This is a genomic window from Pseudomonas sp. KH_024_B2 (assembly GCF_057839965.1).
The window spans coordinates 1,043,979-1,061,741 of record NZ_CM174502.1 but is presented as its reverse complement, the minus strand read 5'-3'; the positions used below and the strand labels follow the sequence as shown (position 1 = coordinate 1,061,741).

18 protein-coding genes are annotated in these 17,763 nt (G+C 59.1%); 3 read left to right on the top strand and 15 right to left on the bottom strand.

Annotated elements, in window-relative coordinates; all coding sequences use genetic code 11:
• Positions 1 to 95: 95 nt before the first annotated feature.
• On the bottom strand, positions 96 to 644 hold the full coding sequence (locus AC3I0A_RS04975; RefSeq protein ID WP_489376505.1) for a sugar ABC transporter ATPase: 549 nt from the start codon (positions 642 to 644) through the stop codon (positions 96 to 98).
• Between the two features lie 173 nt (positions 645 to 817).
• Complete coding sequence (locus tag AC3I0A_RS04970) at positions 818 to 952, bottom strand: hypothetical protein (protein WP_489376504.1); 135 nt, start codon at positions 950 to 952, stop codon at positions 818 to 820.
• Between the two features lie 192 nt (positions 953 to 1,144).
• Between AC3I0A_RS04970 and xseA the strand changes: the two genes are divergently transcribed.
• From xseA to leuA, 3 genes are all read left to right on the top strand, one after another.
• Positions 1,145 to 2,524 carry an exodeoxyribonuclease VII large subunit gene (gene xseA, locus AC3I0A_RS04965; protein WP_489376503.1) on the top strand — a complete coding sequence of 460 codons (1,380 nt, stop codon included), beginning with the start codon at positions 1,145 to 1,147 and terminating at the stop codon, positions 2,522 to 2,524.
• A gap of 3 nt (positions 2,525 to 2,527) precedes the next feature.
• Entirely contained in the window at positions 2,528 to 3,349 is an 822-nt protein-coding gene (locus AC3I0A_RS04960; protein WP_489376502.1) for a peptidoglycan DD-metalloendopeptidase family protein, read from the top strand.
• 458 nt (positions 3,350 to 3,807) lie between these two features.
• A complete protein-coding gene (gene leuA / locus AC3I0A_RS04955) occupies positions 3,808 to 5,481 on the top strand; it encodes a 2-isopropylmalate synthase (RefSeq protein WP_489376501.1) in 1,674 nt (557 codons plus the stop codon).
• A gap of 203 nt (positions 5,482 to 5,684) precedes the next feature.
• On the opposite strand, the gene AC3I0A_RS04950 is transcribed toward leuA, so the two are convergent.
• From AC3I0A_RS04950 to fdx, 13 genes are all read right to left on the bottom strand, one after another.
• Complete coding sequence (locus AC3I0A_RS04950; protein ID WP_489376500.1) at positions 5,685 to 6,476, bottom strand: amidohydrolase; 792 nt, start codon at positions 6,474 to 6,476, stop codon at positions 5,685 to 5,687.
• Positions 6,464 to 7,612 (bottom strand): pyridoxal phosphate-dependent aminotransferase, encoded by a 1,149-nt coding sequence (locus AC3I0A_RS04945; protein ID WP_489376499.1) that lies wholly within the window; start codon positions 7,610 to 7,612, stop codon positions 6,464 to 6,466. Before AC3I0A_RS04945 ends, AC3I0A_RS04950 begins: the two co-directional genes overlap by 13 nt.
• Positions 7,613 to 7,836: 224 nt before the next feature.
• Positions 7,837 to 9,309, bottom strand: coding sequence for a ribosome biogenesis GTPase Der (der, locus tag AC3I0A_RS04940; RefSeq protein ID WP_489376498.1), 1,473 nt, complete (start codon positions 9,307 to 9,309; stop codon positions 7,837 to 7,839).
• Positions 9,310 to 9,448: 139 nt separating this feature from the next.
• Positions 9,449 to 10,600, bottom strand: a complete 1,152-nt coding sequence (gene bamB / locus AC3I0A_RS04935; protein WP_489376497.1) for an outer membrane protein assembly factor BamB — start codon at positions 10,598 to 10,600, stop codon at positions 9,449 to 9,451.
• Positions 10,593 to 11,234 carry a tetratricopeptide repeat protein gene (locus tag AC3I0A_RS04930; protein ID WP_489376496.1) on the bottom strand — a complete coding sequence of 214 codons (642 nt, stop codon included), beginning with the start codon at positions 11,232 to 11,234 and terminating at the stop codon, positions 10,593 to 10,595. Before AC3I0A_RS04930 ends, bamB begins: the two co-directional genes overlap by 8 nt.
• Positions 11,235 to 11,274: 40 nt before the next feature.
• Positions 11,275 to 12,564 carry a histidine--tRNA ligase gene (gene hisS, locus AC3I0A_RS04925; protein ID WP_489376495.1) on the bottom strand — a complete coding sequence of 430 codons (1,290 nt, stop codon included), beginning with the start codon at positions 12,562 to 12,564 and terminating at the stop codon, positions 11,275 to 11,277.
• 23 nt (positions 12,565 to 12,587) lie between these two features.
• Positions 12,588 to 13,697, bottom strand: a complete 1,110-nt coding sequence (gene ispG / locus AC3I0A_RS04920) for a flavodoxin-dependent (E)-4-hydroxy-3-methylbut-2-enyl-diphosphate synthase (protein ID WP_419118416.1) — start codon at positions 13,695 to 13,697, stop codon at positions 12,588 to 12,590.
• A gap of 3 nt (positions 13,698 to 13,700) precedes the next feature.
• Positions 13,701 to 14,738, bottom strand: a complete 1,038-nt coding sequence (locus tag AC3I0A_RS04915; RefSeq protein WP_489376494.1) for a RodZ domain-containing protein — start codon at positions 14,736 to 14,738, stop codon at positions 13,701 to 13,703.
• Positions 14,738 to 15,496 carry a type IV pilus biogenesis/stability protein PilW gene (gene pilW / locus AC3I0A_RS04910; RefSeq protein WP_489376493.1) on the bottom strand — a complete coding sequence of 253 codons (759 nt, stop codon included), beginning with the start codon at positions 15,494 to 15,496 and terminating at the stop codon, positions 14,738 to 14,740. Before pilW ends, AC3I0A_RS04915 begins: the two co-directional genes overlap by 1 nt.
• Before the next feature lie 12 nt (positions 15,497 to 15,508).
• Complete coding sequence (rlmN, locus tag AC3I0A_RS04905) at positions 15,509 to 16,657, bottom strand: dual-specificity RNA methyltransferase RlmN (RefSeq protein ID WP_489376492.1); 1,149 nt, start codon at positions 16,655 to 16,657, stop codon at positions 15,509 to 15,511.
• A gap of 28 nt (positions 16,658 to 16,685) precedes the next feature.
• Complete coding sequence (gene ndk, locus AC3I0A_RS04900) at positions 16,686 to 17,111, bottom strand: nucleoside-diphosphate kinase (RefSeq protein WP_007903599.1); 426 nt, start codon at positions 17,109 to 17,111, stop codon at positions 16,686 to 16,688.
• Positions 17,112 to 17,203: 92 nt separating this feature from the next.
• Complete coding sequence (iscX, locus tag AC3I0A_RS04895) at positions 17,204 to 17,404, bottom strand: Fe-S cluster assembly protein IscX (protein ID WP_489376491.1); 201 nt, start codon at positions 17,402 to 17,404, stop codon at positions 17,204 to 17,206.
• A gap of 14 nt (positions 17,405 to 17,418) precedes the next feature.
• Positions 17,419 to 17,760 carry an ISC system 2Fe-2S type ferredoxin gene (gene fdx / locus AC3I0A_RS04890; RefSeq protein ID WP_489357653.1) on the bottom strand — a complete coding sequence of 114 codons (342 nt, stop codon included), beginning with the start codon at positions 17,758 to 17,760 and terminating at the stop codon, positions 17,419 to 17,421.
• Between the last annotated feature and the right edge of the window lie 3 nt (positions 17,761 to 17,763).

Here is a 17,763-nt window from a genome sequence, read left to right as displayed (position 1 = left end):
AATCGAGCGTCGACCGGCTGCTCCTACAAGGACCGCGCGTATTCTGTAGGAGCGAGCTTGCTCGCGATAAACGATAACGCGGTAATCGGGGTTATTTAAAGCTCGACCTTCACCCAGGTCACCGGCTGATCGAGCCAGTCGGCAAACTCGTCGATAAAGCTCTGTTTGAACCCGGCCTCGGCCCAGTTATTAAAGATGAAGCCCAGATTGGAAAAGCCGCATTCCTGCAAAAACAGAAAGCCGTTGATGTCGTCCTCATGACCGCATTCCGGGCAGATGAAGTTGTCCGTGCGCCCGGGCATCCAGTCTTCCAGGCTATCGAACAAGGCTTCGCCCACTTCTTTTCGGCATTCGGCGCAGCCGGCTTCTTCGAGAAAGCCCTTGGCCGGCGTATAGATGCAACGCTTGGTGATGATCTCCAGGCCGTTCACCGCTTCACCGAACGGCAATGCCTCAGGGTGCAGCACCACGCTGCGGGCTCCCGCTGCAATGGCATGGGCCATGCGGTTGCCCGTGCGGCCGCAGGTGGTCAGCTGTTCTTCGATAATGTTCTTGCGCACCAGCCAACGCACGATCGCCCGCGCCCGGGGTTCGTGCACCGGCAGTGTGGAAATTTTCGGGACGATGATGCTTTGGGAGTTCATGGTGGGGCCTGAAGCGTCTAAAGGGGATATTTGCGTTGCACCGTCAGCCGTCTTCGCGGGCAAGTCGGATCGCCGCACCGCCGCTCCCACAGGTACTGTGCTGACCTTGTGGGAGCGGGCTTGCCCGCGAAAGCGATCTGGAAGTCAGCAGCTTAATCCCTGACAAAACCAGGTCAAGTACTCAAATAACGGCTAATCAAGGCAATGCCACTGGCCAGTACCAGCCAGGCCACCAGCGCCGTACCGAAGCCGGCGATGCCGAACACGATATAGGCCAGGGCGACACCCAGAACTCCAGCAACACACATTCCTTTTATTACCGGGCCTGCCAACAGTCCCTTGTAGGAGCGAGCTTGCTCGCGATGACGGTTTAAAATCCAGCATAAATATTGAATGTCACACCGCAATCGCGAGCAAGCTCGCTCCCACATAAGCCCACCCCCAAGGGATTTGTGCTGACTCATGGAGATTGATTGCCGAATGCCTTTAAACTGCGCCCCATGATTAAAGATCCCTTTGCAAGACTCGGCCTCGACCGCGAAGTCCTGACTGTCAGCCAGCTCAACGGCCGTGCACGGGTGTTGCTGGAAGATGTGTTCAGCAATATCTGGGTGGAAGGCGAAATCTCCAACCTCTCCCGCCCGGCGTCCGGCCATGTGTATTTCACCCTCAAGGACAGCGGTGCCCAGGTGCGTTGCGCGCTGTTTCGGCAGAACGCCGCGCGGGTGCGTCAGGTGTTGAAAGACGGTCTGGCGGTGAAAGTACGCGGCAAAGTCTCACTGTTCGAAGGCCGTGGCGACTACCAACTGATTCTCGACACGGTGGAGCCTGCCGGTGACGGTGCGCTACGCCTGGCCTTCGATGCGCTGAAGGAAAAGCTCAGCGCCGAAGGCCTGTTCAGTGCCGAACGCAAAGTACCCCTGCCCGCCCATCCGCAGCGCATCGGCATCATCAGCTCGCCGACCGGCGCGGTGATACGCGACATCATCAGCGTCTTCCGCCGCCGTGCGCCGCACGTCCGACTGACCCTGATTCCGACTGCCGTACAGGGCCGTGAAGCCACCGCGCAGATCGTCCGCGCACTGAAGCTGGCCGACGCCCGCGGCTTCGATGCGTTGATTCTGGCGCGCGGCGGCGGTTCACTGGAAGACCTCTGGTGCTTCAACGAAGAAGCCGTCGCCCGTGCGGTGGAGGCGTGCGTGACGCCGATTGTCAGCGCCGTGGGCCATGAAACCGATGTGTCGATCAGCGACTTCGTCGCCGACGTTCGCGCACCGACGCCTTCCGCTGCCGCCGAATTGCTGGCCCCGGACTCCAGCGATCTGCAACGCCGGGTCGAAAGTCTGCATCGCCGTTTGGTGATGCGTATCCGTGATCGACTGATGCGCGACCGCTTGCGCCTGGAAGGCATGGCTCGTCGCTTGCGCCATCCTGGGGAACGCCTGCGCCAGCAAGCGCAACGCCTGGACGACCTGGACATGCGCATGCGCCGCGCTTTCGAGCGCAGCCTCAATACTCGGCGCGAGCGGCTGATTCGCCTGGAAACCCGGCTCGCCGGGCAACATCCCGGTCGCCAGCTTGCTCTTCTGAGGCAACGCCTCGACAGCCTCGCCGAACGCTTGCCGCGTGCAATGCGCGAAGGTTTGAAGGCGCGCCGCATGCAACTGCAAAGCCAGATGCAAACGCTGCACGTGGTCAGCCCGCTGGCGACCCTCAGCCGTGGTTACAGCATTTTGCTGGACGAGCGCGGCCAGGCCATTCGCAGCGCTGCACAGACCTACACCGGTCAGCGTCTGAAGGCCAAACTCGGCGAAGGCGAATTGCAGGTGCGCGTCGAAGACAACCACCTGACGCCTGTCACCCTTTCTTTACTGGATTGATTCATGTCGCGTTTTCTTGGCTCCCTGCTGTTGCTTTGCCTGACGTTCAGCGCCCACGCTGACAGTTACATCACTCGCCTGCTGAACAAACCGGTGCCCGGAGGCGTCGCGGTCGTCGACCTTGGCGCTTCGGCGCAAGCACCCAAGGCCAGTTATCAGGGCAGACCGGTGCTGGTGGTCAAGGAACAGAACAACTGGCTGGCGATTGTCGGCGTGCCGTTGACGGTCAAACCGGGCAGCCAGCAGATCAGTGCGGGCGGCCGCAGCCTGAACTTTACCGTCGGCGACAAAAAATACCCGGAACAGCGCATCACCCTGAAAAACCAGCGTCAGGTCAATCCGGACCCGGCGGATCTGAAACGCATCGACGCCGAGTTGGCGGACCAGATTCGCGCCTACCGCAGCTTCAGCCCGAACACACCGAGCAACCTGCTGCTGGACAAACCGGTCAACGGCCCGCTTTCCAGCAAGTTTGGCGTGCGCCGTTTCTTCAACGGCGAAGAGCGCAATCCCCACGCCGGGCTGGACTTCGCCGTGCCCGCCGGCACTCCAATCAAGACCCCGGCCGCCGGCAAGGTGATCCTGATCGGCAATTACTTCTTTAATGGCAACACGGTGTTCGTCGATCACGGCCAGGGCTTTATCAGCATGTTCTGCCATATGTCGAAAATCGACGTGAAGGTTGGCCAGCAACTGGCCCGCGGAGGTGTGGTCGGCAAAGTCGGCTCCACCGGCCGGGCGACCGGGCCGCATATGCATTGGAATGTCAGCTTGAATGATGCTCGGGTTGATCCGGCGATTTTTATCGGTGCATTCCAGCCCTGAATCATTGGCGCGACACCCGGCCTCTTCGCGGGCAAGCCCGCTCCCACAAGGACACCGCATTCACCTGTGGGAGCGGGCTTGCCCGCGAAAGCGGTTGCAAGGTCACATCGCAACAAAGCCAGGCAAACTCTTCAAAACTCAATTGCTGACCTTCAAACATCAGCGCAATTTAACCAACGACAAACTCAATCCACAGCTACAAAATCTCGATAGATCCTCAAAAATCAGAAATCCTCTCAATTTTTTTCACCTGCTTGCCATCTTTCCCCCCAATGGTTAGGGTTGAAGGCATGAAAACCTCTCACACCCTCATTCAGCGTCGCCAACACCGCAGCCTCTGCCTAGTCAGTGCACGACTGCCAGGGTGAATCGCGGTGCCTCGCCCCCAGCTTCATCGATAGAACATTTGATTCAACGGCAGGCCGCCTCTTTTCGGCCAACACCATAGGGATTTCCTGATGACCATGCTCAAAGACCCGTCTTCCAAGTACCGCGCGTTCCCGACCATCAACTTGCCGGATCGCACCTGGCCGTCGAAAACCATCACCGCCGCGCCGATCTGGTGCAGCTCGGACTTGCGCGACGGTAACCAGTCGCTGATCGAGCCGATGGATGCGGTCAAGAAGCTGCGTTTCTGGAAAACCCTGGTCGCCGTTGGCGTGAAGGAAATCGAAGCCTCCTTCCCTGCCGCTTCGCAAACCGACTTCGACTTCGTGCGTACCCTGATCGAAGGCGGCCACATCCCGGACGACACCACCATCCAGGTGTTGACCCAGGGTCGTGAAGACTTGATCGAGCGCACTTTCGAATCCCTGCGCGGTGCGAAAAAAGCCATCGTTCACTTGTACAACGCCACCAGCCCATCCTTCCGCAAGATTGTCTTCAATCAGGACAAGGACGGGATCAAGGCGATTGCCGTGAACGCCGCCAAGCTGTTCGTCAAATACGCAGCCCGGCAGCCGGAAACCCAGTGGACCTTCGAATACTCCCCTGAGACTTTCAGCGCCACCGAGCTGGAATTCTCCAAGGAAGTCTGCGACGCAGTGATCGAGGTCTGGAACCCGACGCCTGAAAACAAGGTGATCCTCAACCTGCCGGCCACCGTCGAATGCGCAACGCCGAATATCTATGCCGACCAGATCGAATGGTTCGGTCGTCACATCAATCGTCGTGACAGCGTGTTGATCAGCCTGCACACCCACAACGACCGTGGCACCGGCGTTGCCGCCACCGAACTGGGCCTGATGGCCGGTGCCGATCGCGTCGAAGGCTGCCTGTTCGGCAACGGTGAGCGTACCGGTAACGTCGATCTGGTTACCGTGGCGTTGAACCTCTACACCCAGGGCGTCGATCCTGAGCTGGACTTCTCCGATATCGACGGCGTGCGCAAGGTCGTTGAGGAGTGCAACCAGATTGCGGTGCACCCACGTCACCCGTATGTCGGCGATCTGGTTCACACCGCGTTCTCCGGCTCGCACCAGGACGCCATCCGCAAAGGCTTCACCCAGCAAAAACCCGACACCCTCTGGGAAGTGCCGTACTTGCCGATCGACCCGGCCGACATCGGTCGCAGCTACGAGGCGGTGATCCGCGTCAACAGCCAGTCGGGCAAGGGCGGTATCGCTTACCTGCTGGAACAGGAATACGGCATCAACTTGCCACGTCGCATGCAGATCGAGTTCAGCCAGGTGGTACAGCGTGAAACCGACCGTCTGGGCCTGGAAATGACTGCCCAGCAGATCCACGCCTTGCTCCACACCGAGTACTTGCAGGCCAACCTGCCTTACGCGCTGGTCAGCCATCGCTTGCAGGAAGAGAACGGCCACAGCGCGGTCGATGTCGAGGTTCACTGCGACGGCGAAACCCAGCACTGGCGCGGCAAGGGCAATGGCGCCCTGGAAGCATTGGTGGCCGGTCTGCCGATCGCCGTGGAGATCATGGACTACAACGAACACGCCATCGGCGCGGGCACCAATGCCAAGGCTGCGGCCTACATTGAACTGCGCGTGAACGGCGAACGTGCGGTGCACGGCGTAGGCATCGATGAAAACATCACCACCGCCAGCTTCAAGGCCCTGTTCAGCGCGCTGAACCGCTCCCTGAGCCAGACACAAGCCCAAGAAGCGGCATAACCAGTCGTTGAAATACAAAAGGCCCCGGGGTGAATACCTCGGGGCCTTTTGCTTGCCTGCAGTTTTTGTGTTGCCTGTCCGGGCCTCTTCGCGAGCAAGCTCGCTCCCACAGAGGATTGTTGGGTACACAAGATCTGTGTTCACATCGGTCAAATGTGGGAGCGGGCTTGCCCGCGAAGAGGCCCTGACTGGCGGTGATGTTTTCAGGTGAACTGAAAGGTATCGGCATCCAGATTGGCCGGGAACCGCGTCCGGTAAGCCGCCAGCTCGGCAGCGTTCAGGCATACCTGAAACACCCCATCCGCCTCGCCCGCGCTGAGCAGGGTTTCGCCCTGGAAATCCAGCACCTGGCTGTCACCGGTATAAGCAAAGCCTTTGCCATCGGTTCCCACCCTGTTCACCGCTGCCACATAGCAGAGGTTTTCGATGGCGCGCGCCGGCAGCAGGCGGTTCCAGTGCTGACGCCGGGCGCCGGGCCAGTTGGCGGTGTACAGCAGCAAGTCGGTGTCCTGAGCATCGCGGCTCCACACCGGAAAGCGCAGGTCATAGCAAATCAGCGGACGAATCCGCCAGCCTTTGAGCTCGAACTGCACCTGACGCTCGCCCGGCGTGTAGTGGTTGTGCTCACCGGCCATACGGAACAAGTGGCGCTTGTCGTAATGCCAGACTTCACCGTCGGGACGTGCCCACAACAGGCGGTTGCGATGGCTGCCATCGGCGGCCTGGACGATTATGCTGCCGGTAATCACCGCGTCCAGTTTCGCAGCCTGAACCCGCAACCATTTACTGGTGGGACCGTTTTCCGGCTCGGCCAGGGCTTCGGACTCCATGGAAAAACCGCTGGTGAACATCTCCGGCAGGATGATCAGGTCCGCGCCTCGGGCTTGTTCGAGCAGTTGCTCGAAATGCTCGAGGTTGGCCTGACGGTCATGCCAGGCCAGTGTCGTCTGAATCAACGCAACGTTCAGATTCGGTAAGGCACTCAGATCACGCATAGTTTTTCCGCTGCCTGACGCAACGTCTCCTCGCGTTTGGCAAAACACAGACGGACCAGGCGCTGCTCTTGCGGTGGGTTCTGGTAGAACACCGAGATCGGGATGCTCGCCACACCGTGCTCACGGGTCATCCATAGCGCCATGTCGACATCATTAAGGTCCGGGCGAATCTGCGAATAGTCCACCAACTGGAAATAGGTACCGGCGGCGCGAGTGAAACTGAACCGCGAAGGCATCAGCAAATCGCAGAACAGATCGCGCTTGGCCTGATAGAAATCCGGCAGTTCTTCGACATGTTCAGGGTGCTCGGCCATGAAGTCGGCCAAGGCATATTGCAGCGGCGTGACACCGCAGAAACTGACGTACTGGTGGACCTTGCGCAACTCGGCGGTCAGGGCCGGCGGTGCGACCACGTAGCCGGTTTTCCAGCCCGTGACGTGGTAAGTCTTGCCGAACGAACTGACCACAAAGGCCCGCTGATAAAGTTCTTCATGGGCCAGCACGCTGACGTGAGGCACGCCGTCGAACACCAGGTGCTCGTAGACCTCGTCGCTGACCAGGTAAATATCGCGATCGCGGATCAGCGCCGCCAATTGATCCAGCTCGGCACGCGATATCAGTGCGCCACTGGGGTTGTGCGGAGAATTGAGGATGATCATCTTCGTACGCGGGCTCAGCGCTTCGCCGAGTTTTTGCCAGTCGATGGCGAAGTCATTCAGGCCCAGTTGCACATGCACGCAGCGACCGCCGGCCAGTTCCACCGACGGTTCATAGCTGTCGTAGCACGGATCGAAAACGATGACTTCGTCGCCACTGTGGATCACCGCTTGAATGGCGCAGAAAATCGCCTGAGTCGCGCCGGGGGTAATGGTCACTTCGCTGTCGGCGTCCACCGTGCAGCCATAGCTGCGGGCGATCTTGGCGGCGACTTGCTGGCGCAGCGCCGGCAGACCGGTCATGGGTGAATACTGGTTATGGCCACTGGCGATATGCCGGCCAACGGCATCCCGCAAGGCCTGCGGGCCATCGAAATCAGGAAAACCCTGGGACAGATTGAGCGCGCCGGTTTCCACCGCGAGCTGCGACATACGAGTGAAGATGGTGGTGCCGACATTCGGCAGCTTACTGGTGATCATCGGTGATTCCCTGCTGAACACCCGGCTCTACGGCGGCACGGGAGAGCCCGAGGATAGCCCAAACGGCAGGCGTGAAAAAGGGCGCCATGGGCGCCCTCTTCCTGATATCAACCTGTGGGAGCTGGCTTGCCCGCGAAAAAGGTGCTGCGGTTTATCAGGTACACCGCGTCATCGTTCTTCGCGGGCAAGCCCGCTCCCACATAGGCTAATTTCACATAGCCCAATCAGCGTTTGTCTTTACGCTTCTTCTCGGCTTTCTTGTGGTGGGTCATCAAACGACGCTTCTTGTTGACCTGACGGTCGGTGAGCGTGTTCTTGAGGCCTTCGTACGGGTTCTCGCCACCTTTGAACTCGATCCGGATCGGTGTACCGACCAGTTTCAAGACACGGCGGTAAGTGTTTTCCAGATAACGGACGTAGGACTTCGGAACGCGCTCGACCTGGTTACCGTGGATCACGATGATCGGCGGGTTGGCGCCACCCAAGTGGGCATAACGCAGTTTGATCCGGCGGTTGTTGACCATCGGTGGCGCGTGCTCGCCGACCGCATCTTCAAGAATCTGAGTCAGGCGGTTGGTCGGCCAGCGGGTAACCGCCGACTTGAACGAGTTCTGCACCGATTGGTACAGGTTGCCCACACCCGTGCCGTGCAAGGCCGAGATGAAGTGAATGTCGGCGAAGTCGACGAAGAACAGCCGACGTTGCAGCTCAATTTTCACGAACTCGCGTTCGCCAGGCGTCATGCCATCCCACTTGTTCAGTGCGATAACCAGCGCGCGACCGGCTTCCAGGACAAAGCCCAGCAGGTTGAGGTCGTGATCGACCACACCTTCGCGGGCGTCCATGACGAAGACCACCACGTTGGCGTCTTTGATCGCCTGCAGGGTTTTCACCACGGAGAACTTTTCGACTTCCTCGTGGATCTTGCCGCGCTTGCGCACACCGGCGGTGTCGATCAGCGTGTACTTCTCTTCGTTACGCTCGAAGGGAATGTAGATGCTGTCACGCGTGGTGCCGGGCTCGTCATACACGATAACCCGGTCTTCACCGAGCATACGGTTGACCAGGGTCGACTTGCCGACGTTCGGGCGACCAATGATGGCGATCTTGATACCGTCTTTTTCGCTCGGGCCTGGAATGCGCTTGGCTTCCTGACCTTCGGCAACGATTTCAGCTTCTTCACCTTCTGCCGGCTCTTCCTCGTCTTTCGGGAAATCGCGCAGGCAGATTTCCAGCATCTGAGTGATGCCGCGGCCGTGAGCACCGGCGATCGGGATCGCGTCGCCCATGCCCAACGGGCTGAACTCGGCGCGAGCCAGTTCAGGGTCGATGTTGTCGACCTTGTTGGCGACCACGTAGGAACGCTTGTTGCGCTTGCGCAGGTGCTCGCCAATCATTTGGTCAGCGGCAGTGAAACCTGCGCGGGCGTCTACCAGGAACAGGACGACATCGGCTTCTTCGATGGCCAGCAGCGACTGCTCGGCCATCTTTTCGTCCATGCCATGCTCGTCACCGGAAATACCACCGGTGTCGACCAGAATGTAGGAGCGCCCTTGCCACTTTGCCTCACCGTATTGGCGATCACGGGTCAGACCGGACAGGTCGCCGACAATGGCGTCACGGGTCCTGGTCAGGCGGTTGAACAAGGTGGACTTGCCGACGTTCGGTCGGCCCACCAGGGCGATTACGGGAACCATGCGGCTCTCCACTTCGTTATTTCAGAAAATACAAAAGCCGCTGCTAGGCAGCGGCTGGTGCTCGGGGCAACGCTTGAAGGCGCTGCGAGGCCCGCAGAACGGGGCCGCTTGGGGGTTAACCCCAAGCATAGTCAAACCATTACTTGATGGTCAGGGCTTCCAGCTTGCCACTGTTGCCATACACATAAATCGTGTCACCCATCACCAGCGGACGGGCACGCAGGCCATCGCTGTCGATGCGTTCACGAGCGACGAAGCGGCCATCCACCTGACTCAGCAGGTGCAGGTAACCTTCCATATCACCGATTGCAACGTAGCTGGAAAACACTTCCGGTGCCGACAGTTGACGGCGAGCCAGCGAATCGTTGCTCCACAATGCTGTGGTGGAACGCTCGTCGACGCCTTCAACGGTGCCCGAAGCCAGGCTCACGTAAACGCTGCCAAAGCCCTGTGCCACGCCGGCGTTGCTGGAAGCATCACGCTGCCAGAGCGGACGACCGCTTTCCAGGTCCAGGGCCGCAACACGACCTTGATAGCTGGCCACATACAGGGTACCGCCGGACAACAGCAGGCCACCGTCGATGTCGACCACGCGATCGAGTTCCGAACGACCTTGCGGGATAGCCACCCGTTGTTCCCAGACCGGTACGCCGTTCTGAGTATCAAGAGCGACGACTTTACCCGTCGACAAACCAGCAACCACCAAACGGTTGGTAACGATCGGCGCACTGGTGCCGCGCAGCGTCAGGACCGCAGGGGTGCTGTCGTACAGCCAGCGTTGATTACCGGTAGCGGCGTCGAGGCCAATCAGACGGTCATCCTGAGTCTGGACCACCACCACATCACCGTTGGTGGCAGGCGGCGCGAGGACTTCACTGGTCACGCGAGCGCGCCATTTCTCTTCACCGGTGCTGGAATCCAGCGCCACCACTTCGCCTTTCAGCGTACCGATCATGACCAGACCGTAACCCACGCCAACGGCGCCGGAAACAGGCAGTTCAAGATCTTTCTTCCATTTGACGTCGCCGTTGCTGCGCTCCAGCGCCATCACCACGCCGGTTACATCGCCTGCGTAGATGGTGTCGCCATCGATGGCCGGCACCAGCATGTTGTAGGTTTTGCCCTGGCCATCGCCAATCGAACGGCTCCACTGCTTCTGCAGGACCACTTCTTCCTTGAAGTCGACCAGCTCAGCCGGTGGCAGTTCTTTTTTGCTGTTGCTGCTGCAACCCGCGGCCAGAATGGCCAGAGCCAGCAATGCTGCATGCTTCCAACGGATCACGTCACGCATCCCCTTTGGCCAGGTCGTCCAGCTTGATTTGTAAGCCACCGACCGCTGCTTCATCAGACAGCGCAGCCTTGGCCTTTTGATACGCAGCATAGGCTTCGTCGGTACGACCCAATTGGACCAGAAGGTCGCCTTTGAGCTCTTCACGAGTGGCCAGGAATGCCTTGTCAGCATCGCCTTCGAGCAGCTTCAGCGCTTCGTCGGCCTTGTTCTGTGCTGCCAGCACCTGAGCCAGACGCTGACGCGCGACTTCGCCCAGGGTCGGGTTGGCCGGTTTGTCGGCAACCGCTTTGAGCTCGCTCGCCGCGTCGTCCAGCTTGCCGGTATCGACGGCTACTTTGGCCACGAACAGGCTGCCGTATTGCGCGTAGGCACTGCCGCCGAACTCTTTGTTGAGCTTGCCGGCCAGATCTGCAACGCGCGCCGCATCCGGTTTGCCATCAGGGGTCAGCGTGGTTTCCAGCAATTGCTGATAGAGCATCGAGGCGCCTTGCGACTGGTTGCTCTGATACTTTTGCCAGGCCTGCCAGCCGAACACGATGACCAGCGCCAGCAAGGCGCCAGTGACCAAGGGTTTGCCGTTACGCTGCCACCAGTCTTTCAACTCTGCCAGATGTTCATCTTCGCTACTCGACACCCCAATACTCCTTATTCGCTAAATCGGCTGTTTGACAGCTTCAACCCTGCACGACGCAGGTGGCCAAGTGCGCAGCAAGCGCATCCCAGGCAATGCTTTGTTGTTCGCCCTGGCCACGCAGGGGTTTGAAACCTACCACTTGTTGGGCCAATTCGTCGTCGCCGAGGATCAGAGCATACAGCGCACCGCTCTTGTCGGCTTTCTTGAACTGGCTTTTGAAGCTACCGGCGCCGGCGTTGATCTGCAGGCGCAGGTTTGGCAATTGATCGCGCACCCGCTCGCTCAGGGTCAGGGCTGCGAGTTCGGCAGCTTCACCGAAGGCGCAGAGGTAGACATCGACCTGACGGGAGATTTCTTCCGGGATCTGTTCCAGGGTTTCCAGCAGCAGAATCAAACGCTCGATCCCCATGGCGAAACCAACGCCCGTGGTCGGCTTGCCGCCCATCTGCTCCACCAGACCGTCGTAACGGCCACCGGCACACACGGTGCCTTGAGCGCCCAGCTGATCGGTGACCCATTCGAAAACGGTCTTGCTGTAGTAATCCAGCCCGCGCACCAGCTTGGGGTTGATCACATAAGGAATCCCGGCGGCATCCAGACGCGCCTTGAGGCCCTCGAAGTGAACGCGGGACTCTTCGTCGAGGTAGTCGGCCATTTTCGGTGCATCCATCAGCACCGCCTGGGTTTCCGGGTTCTTGGTATCGAGCACCCGCAACGGGTTGGTTTTCAGACGGCGCTGGCTGTCTTCGTCCAGTTGATCCAGGCGAGCGGACAGGTAGTCGACCAGAGCTTCGCGATAGCGACCACGGGATTCGCTGGTACCCAGGCTATTGAGTTCGAGCTTCACCGCACCGCGAATGCCCAGCTCGCCCCAAAGGCGCCAGGTCAGCACGATCAGCTCGGCATCGATGTCCGGACCGTCGAGGTTGAAGACTTCGCAACCGATCTGGTGGAATTGGCGATAACGGCCTTTCTGTGGACGCTCGTGGCGGAACATCGGGCCGATGTACCAGAGTTTCTGCACCTGGCCACCGCCAGTGATGCCGTGCTCGAGCACTGCGCGCACGCAGGCCGCGGTGCCTTCCGGACGCAATGTCAGGGAGTCGCCGTTGCGGTCGTCGAAGGTGTACATCTCTTTTTCGACGATGTCGGTCACTTCACCGATGGAGCGCTTGAACAGCTCGGTGAATTCAACGATCGGCATGCGGATCTGCTTGTAACCGTAGTTATCCAGCAGACGCGAAACGGTACCTTCGAAATGACGCCACAGGGGAGTCTGCTCGGGCAGGATGTCGTTCATGCCACGAATGGCTTGCAGAGACTTGCTCACTATAAATCCTTAAATTCGTTCGATCAGCCGCGGGCGATCAGCGCCGCGTCGGCTTCGACCTTTTCGGCCGCCTTCTGCCGGATCAGCCTTTCGAGCTCATCCACCAGGTTGTCATTCGTCAGTTTCTGCGCCGGCTTGCCGTCGATATAGATCAGGTTCGGCGTACCACCGGTCAGGCCGATATGGGCCTCTTTGGCTTCACCCGGACCGTTCACTACACAACCGATGACCGCAACATCCAGCGGTACCAGCAGATCTTCAAGGCGAACTTCCAGTTCATTCATGGTTTTAACCACATCGAAGTTCTGCCGCGAACAGCTTGGGCAGGCGATGAAGTTGATCCCACGGGACCGCAGATGCAGGGATTTGAGAATGTCGTAGCCGACTTTCACTTCCTCGACCGGGTCGGCCGCCAACGAGATGCGAATAGTATCGCCAATCCCGTCGGCCAGCAGCATACCGAGGCCCACGGCAGATTTCACTGTGCCTGAACGCAAACCACCGGCTTCGGTGATGCCCAGGTGCAGGGGTTGAATGATTTCCTTGGCCAGCAGGCGATAGGCTTCGACGGCCATGAACACGTCCGAAGCTTTCACGCTGACTTTGAAGTCCTTGAAATTCAGCCGTTCAAGGTGCTCGACATGGCGCAATGCAGACTCGACCAGCGCGGCTGGGGTCGGCTCGCCGTATTTCTTTTGCAGGTCTTTTTCCAGGGAACCGGCGTTGACGCCGATACGGATCGGAATCCCGCGATCACGGGCGGCATCGACCACGGCACGCACCCGGTCTTCGCGACCGATGTTGCCCGGATTGATCCGCAGGCAATCGACACCCAGTTCGGCCACGCGCAGGGCGATCTTGTAGTCGAAGTGAATGTCGGCGACCAAGGGCACTTTGACCAGTTGCTTGATCCGGCCGAAGGCTTCGGCAGCGTCCATATCCGGCACAGAGATGCGCACGATATCGACGCCGGCGGCTTCCAGGCGGTTGATTTGGGCTACGGTCGCGGCCACATCATTGGTGTCACTGTTGGTCATGCTCTGCACCGCAATGGGCGCATCACCACCCACGGGTACCGAGCCGACCCAGATCTTGCGGGACTCGCGACGTTTGATTGGAGATTCGCCGTGCATGACTTATTGACCTAACTTCAGGCGAGCAGTCTCGCCACTGGTGAACGGAGCGAGATCGACCGCCTGGCCGTTGTAGCTGACCTGCGCGCCACGGGCATAGCCCAGACGCACGGAGAACGGTGGCTTACCGCTGACTTCGGCGGTCTCGCCTTTGTGCTTGAGACCGCTCAACAGCACTTTGCCGTTGCCATCGGTCACTTGTGTCCAGCAATTGGCGACGAATTGCAGCCGAACCTGACCGGTACCGGCGACTGGCATCGTTGCGGCAGCAGTAGGCGCTACCGGTGCAACTGGTGCTACCGCTGCTACCGGTGCAGCAACAGCTACGACGGGAACTGGCGTCGCCACAATCGGAGCCGGAGCGGTGCGAGTCACAGCAACAGGAGCGATTGGCGCTACGACTGGCACGACCGGGACTGGCGCGCCTGGCGTCGGTGCAGCTTCATTGGCCGGGATCTCGGCCGGTGGCTGACCCACAGGCAGTGCCAGAACGGTCCCCGCTTCAGCCTGACCTTCAACCACCGCTTGATCTTCCGGCTCGTCGAGCGGGTGAATCTGTGTGGTGCCATCAGCCCCTTCGACTTCGACGTGCTCCGGGTTGATGCCGATCAGGTCCTTGGCGCGTAAGGACGTCTGATCCTGCCACCAGATAAAGCCACCGCCGAGCACTGCAATCAGCAACAGCAGGCTGACGATACGCAAAATGGTGTGGGAAACCCGTACAGGTTCTTCGATACGACCCAGGCTATGCACGCTGCTGCCCTGGGAATCGGTACCGGAGTACTGGTCGAATTGCTGGACCAATCTGGTCTGGTCCATGCCGAGCAATTTGGCATAGGCACGAATATAGCCACGGGCAAAGGTGTGCCCTGGCAGCTTGTCGAAAGCGCCGGTTTCCAGGTTGCCCAATGAACCCACAGTGAGGTTGAGCTTCAGAGCCACTTCCGCCAGCGACCAACCATTGCTTTCGCGGGCCTGACGCAAGGTCTCACCAGGGTTTACGCGAGTCGCTGCTACAACTTCGGGATGCGCCGCTTTCATCATTGCTCCGACAGGTATTGCTGATATTCCGGCGTACCGGGATAGAGTCGTTTTAATTGCAGGCCTGCACTTGCGGCCTTGTCGCGATCTTCGAACACTTTGGCCAACCGAATGCCGAGCAATAGACTACGTGCATTTTGCTCGGTCAGCTGGCTAAAACGATCGTAATAGTCACGCGCGGGCACATAATGCCTGTCTTCGAATGACAACTCAGCCATTTCCAGCAATGCGCGGGGTTGTTGGCGGTTCAATCGCAGGGCTTTTTCCAGTTGCTGGCGGGCCAGATCGCGCTGGCCGAGCATCGAAGCGGTCATCCCCAGATTCTCGAAAACCCGCGAGCGTTCAGGATAAAGCGTATCGGCAGCCGCCTGTTCAAAGCGCTCGTAAGCTTCTTTGTAACGTTTTTCTTCAAAGAGAAAGCTGCCGTAGTTGTTCAGGATACGTGCATCGCCGGGCCGCGAGGACAATGCCTTGCGAAAATGCTTGTCAGCGAGCTCCGGCTCCATCTCGGCCTGAAACACCAGCCCCAGGGCTGCGTTGGCATCGGCGTCCGAGTCATCCAGCTCGAGGGCTTTCTTCAACGGGACTTTCGCCCGCTCGGTCATGCCCTGTTGCAGATAACCCAGCCCCAGCTGAACGTAGGCCGTACGCGCCTCGTCTCGCCCCTTGCCCGTTTTCATCGGGTTGAAATCACCCGATAAAACACAACCAGCCAACAGGCTGGCGAAAAGCACAAGCAGCGCGATGCGCAGGGGCATGGAGATCCTCTCTTAAGTACGATTCGCAGCGCTTTGCGGCATATCGGACTCGGCGCTCAACTCGCGCACGGCGATATAACGTTCGCTACGACGGGTGCGATCCAGCACCTGTCCTACTAATTGGCCACATGCGGCATCGATGTCTTCACCGCGAGTGGTGCGCACGGTGACATTGAAGCCGGCATGATGCAGTTGATCCTGGAAACGGCGAATGGCGTTGTTGCTCGGGCGCTCGTAACCGGAATGGGGGAACGGGTTGAACGGGATCAGGTTGATCTTGCACGGAATGTTCTTGAGCAACTCGATCATTTCCACAGCGTGCTCGACCTTGTCATTGATGTCTTTGAGCAAGGTGTACTCGATGGTCAGCACGCGCTTTTCGCCCAGGGACGACATGTAGCGCTGGCAGGACTCGAGGAGCATCTTAAGCGGATACTTCTTGTTGATCGGCACCAATTGGTTACGCAATGCGTCATTCGGTGCGTGCAACGATAACGCCAGGGAGACGTCGATGTGCTTGGACAGCTCATCGATCATCGGCACCACGCCCGAGGTGGACAGAGTCACCCGGCGCTTGGAGATGCCGTAGCCCAGATCATCCATCATCAGATGCATGGCGGCGACGACGTTGTCGAAGTTCAGCAGCGGCTCACCCATGCCCATCATCACCACGTTGGTGATGGCACGGTCGGCGGTTGCCGGGATGCTGCCAAACGATTTGTTGGCAATCCACACCTGACCGATGACTTCGGCGGCGGTGAGGTTGCTATTGAAGCCTTGCTTGCCGGTGGAGCAGAAACTGCAATCCAGGGCACAGCCTGCCTGGGACGAAACGCACAAGGTGCCACGTTTGCCCTGGGGAATGTAAACGGTCTCGACGCAGCTGCCGGACGCCACACGCACCACCCACTTACGGGTGCCGTCGGTGGAGATGTCCTCGCTGACCACTTCCGGACCGCGAACTTCAGCAATGACCTTGAGCTTGTCGCGCAAGGCCTTGCTGACGTTCGTCATGGCATCGAAATCATCGACGCCAAGGTGGTGAATCCACTTCATTACCTGACCGGCACGGAAACGCTTCTCCCCGATTGAGTCGAAGAATTTTTCCATTTCCAGCTGAGTCAGACCCAGCAGGTTAATTTTTGCAGTCGATGTAGTCATGGATTCACCTTCACTCATAAGCCAATGCTTAGCGAGTGGTTACTTCAGTAGCTGCGAAGAAGTACGAGATTTCGCGAGCAGCAGCGGCTTCGGAGTCCGAACCGTGTACAGCGTTGGCGTCGATGGAGTCAGCGAAGTCAGCGCGGATGGTGCCGGCAGCAGCTTCTTTAGGGTTGGTAGCGCCCATCAGCTCACGGTTCAGAGCGATAGCGTTTTCGCCTTCCAGAACCTGAACGACAACCGGACCGGAGATCATGAAAGCAACCAGGTCGTTGAAGAAACCACGAGCGCTGTGCTCAGCGTAGAAGCCTTCAGCTTCAGCCTTGGACAGTTGCTTCAGTTTCGAAGCTACAACGCGCAGGCCAGCTTTTTCGAAACGAGTGGTGATCTCGCCGATAACGTTTTTAGCAACGGCGTCAGGCTTGATGATGGAGAAAGTACGTTGAACAGCCATGGTGTAACTCCAGAAACGATGATTAATGCGAAAAATTAAACCCGCGAATTATACGCGGGTTTAGGGGGATTGCCTAACTGCGTAGGGTGCGCTCAGTCTGCTTCTTCGATCCAGGCAGCCTGAATGGCCTCGAGCACTTTCTCGCCGCCATGCTTGGGATCGTCACTGAATTGCGGCAAAGCCAGAACCCATTGGTGCAGATCGACAAAATTCACGTAACGCGGATCCACATCCGGCTTGCTTTCAGCCAGCTGGATCGCGATTTCCAGCACATCAACCCATTTAAGACTCATGACAGCTCCTTGAATCAGTGCGGCGCTTCGGCGGCATGGTTGAGTGAGTATTTCGGAATTTCGACGGTCAGGTCTTCGGTCCCGACGATTGCCTGGCAGGTCAGGCGCGACTGCGCTTCCAGACCCCAGGCCCGATCAAGATAGTCCTCTTCCAGCTCGTCGGCCTCATTCAGCGACTCAAAGCCTTCGCGAATGACGCAGTGACACGTAGTGCAGGCACAGACGCCGCCGCAGGCGCTCTCGAGCTCGATATGGTTGTCATGGGCCACTTCGAGAATGGACTTACCAGTCTCAGCCTCGACAACCATACCGTCCGGGCAATGCTCGGCGTGTGGCAGAAAAATGATCTGCGGCATCAG

Excerpts from the sequence above, each read along its gene's own strand:
- AC3I0A_RS04975 (WP_489376505.1), bottom strand. The coding sequence starts at position 644 with ATGAACTCCCAAAGCATCATCGTCCCGAAAATTTCCACACTGCCGGTG.
- AC3I0A_RS04970 (WP_489376504.1), bottom strand. The coding sequence starts at position 952 with ATGTGTGTTGCTGGAGTTCTGGGTGTCGCCCTGGCCTATATCGTGTTC.
- xseA (WP_489376503.1), top strand. The coding sequence starts at position 1,145 with ATGATTAAAGATCCCTTTGCAAGACTCGGCCTCGACCGCGAAGTCCTG.
- AC3I0A_RS04960 (WP_489376502.1), top strand. The coding sequence starts at position 2,528 with ATGTCGCGTTTTCTTGGCTCCCTGCTGTTGCTTTGCCTGACGTTCAGC.
- leuA (WP_489376501.1), top strand. The coding sequence starts at position 3,808 with ATGACCATGCTCAAAGACCCGTCTTCCAAGTACCGCGCGTTCCCGACC.
- AC3I0A_RS04950 (WP_489376500.1), bottom strand. The coding sequence starts at position 6,476 with ATGCGTGATCTGAGTGCCTTACCGAATCTGAACGTTGCGTTGATTCAG.
- AC3I0A_RS04945 (WP_489376499.1), bottom strand. The coding sequence starts at position 7,612 with ATGATCACCAGTAAGCTGCCGAATGTCGGCACCACCATCTTCACTCGT.
- der (WP_489376498.1), bottom strand. The coding sequence starts at position 9,309 with ATGGTTCCCGTAATCGCCCTGGTGGGCCGACCGAACGTCGGCAAGTCC.
- bamB (WP_489376497.1), bottom strand. The coding sequence starts at position 10,600 with ATGCGTGACGTGATCCGTTGGAAGCATGCAGCATTGCTGGCTCTGGCC.
- ispG (WP_419118416.1), bottom strand. The coding sequence starts at position 13,697 with ATGCACGGCGAATCTCCAATCAAACGTCGCGAGTCCCGCAAGATCTGG.
- AC3I0A_RS04915 (WP_489376494.1), bottom strand. The coding sequence starts at position 14,738 with ATGAAAGCGGCGCATCCCGAAGTTGTAGCAGCGACTCGCGTAAACCCT.
- pilW (WP_489376493.1), bottom strand. The coding sequence starts at position 15,496 with ATGCCCCTGCGCATCGCGCTGCTTGTGCTTTTCGCCAGCCTGTTGGCT.
- rlmN (WP_489376492.1), bottom strand. The coding sequence starts at position 16,657 with ATGACTACATCGACTGCAAAAATTAACCTGCTGGGTCTGACTCAGCTG.
- ndk (WP_007903599.1), bottom strand. The coding sequence starts at position 17,111 with ATGGCTGTTCAACGTACTTTCTCCATCATCAAGCCTGACGCCGTTGCT.
- iscX (WP_489376491.1), bottom strand. The coding sequence starts at position 17,404 with ATGAGTCTTAAATGGGTTGATGTGCTGGAAATCGCGATCCAGCTGGCT.
- fdx (WP_489357653.1), bottom strand. The coding sequence starts at position 17,760 with ATGCCGCAGATCATTTTTCTGCCACACGCCGAGCATTGCCCGGACGGT.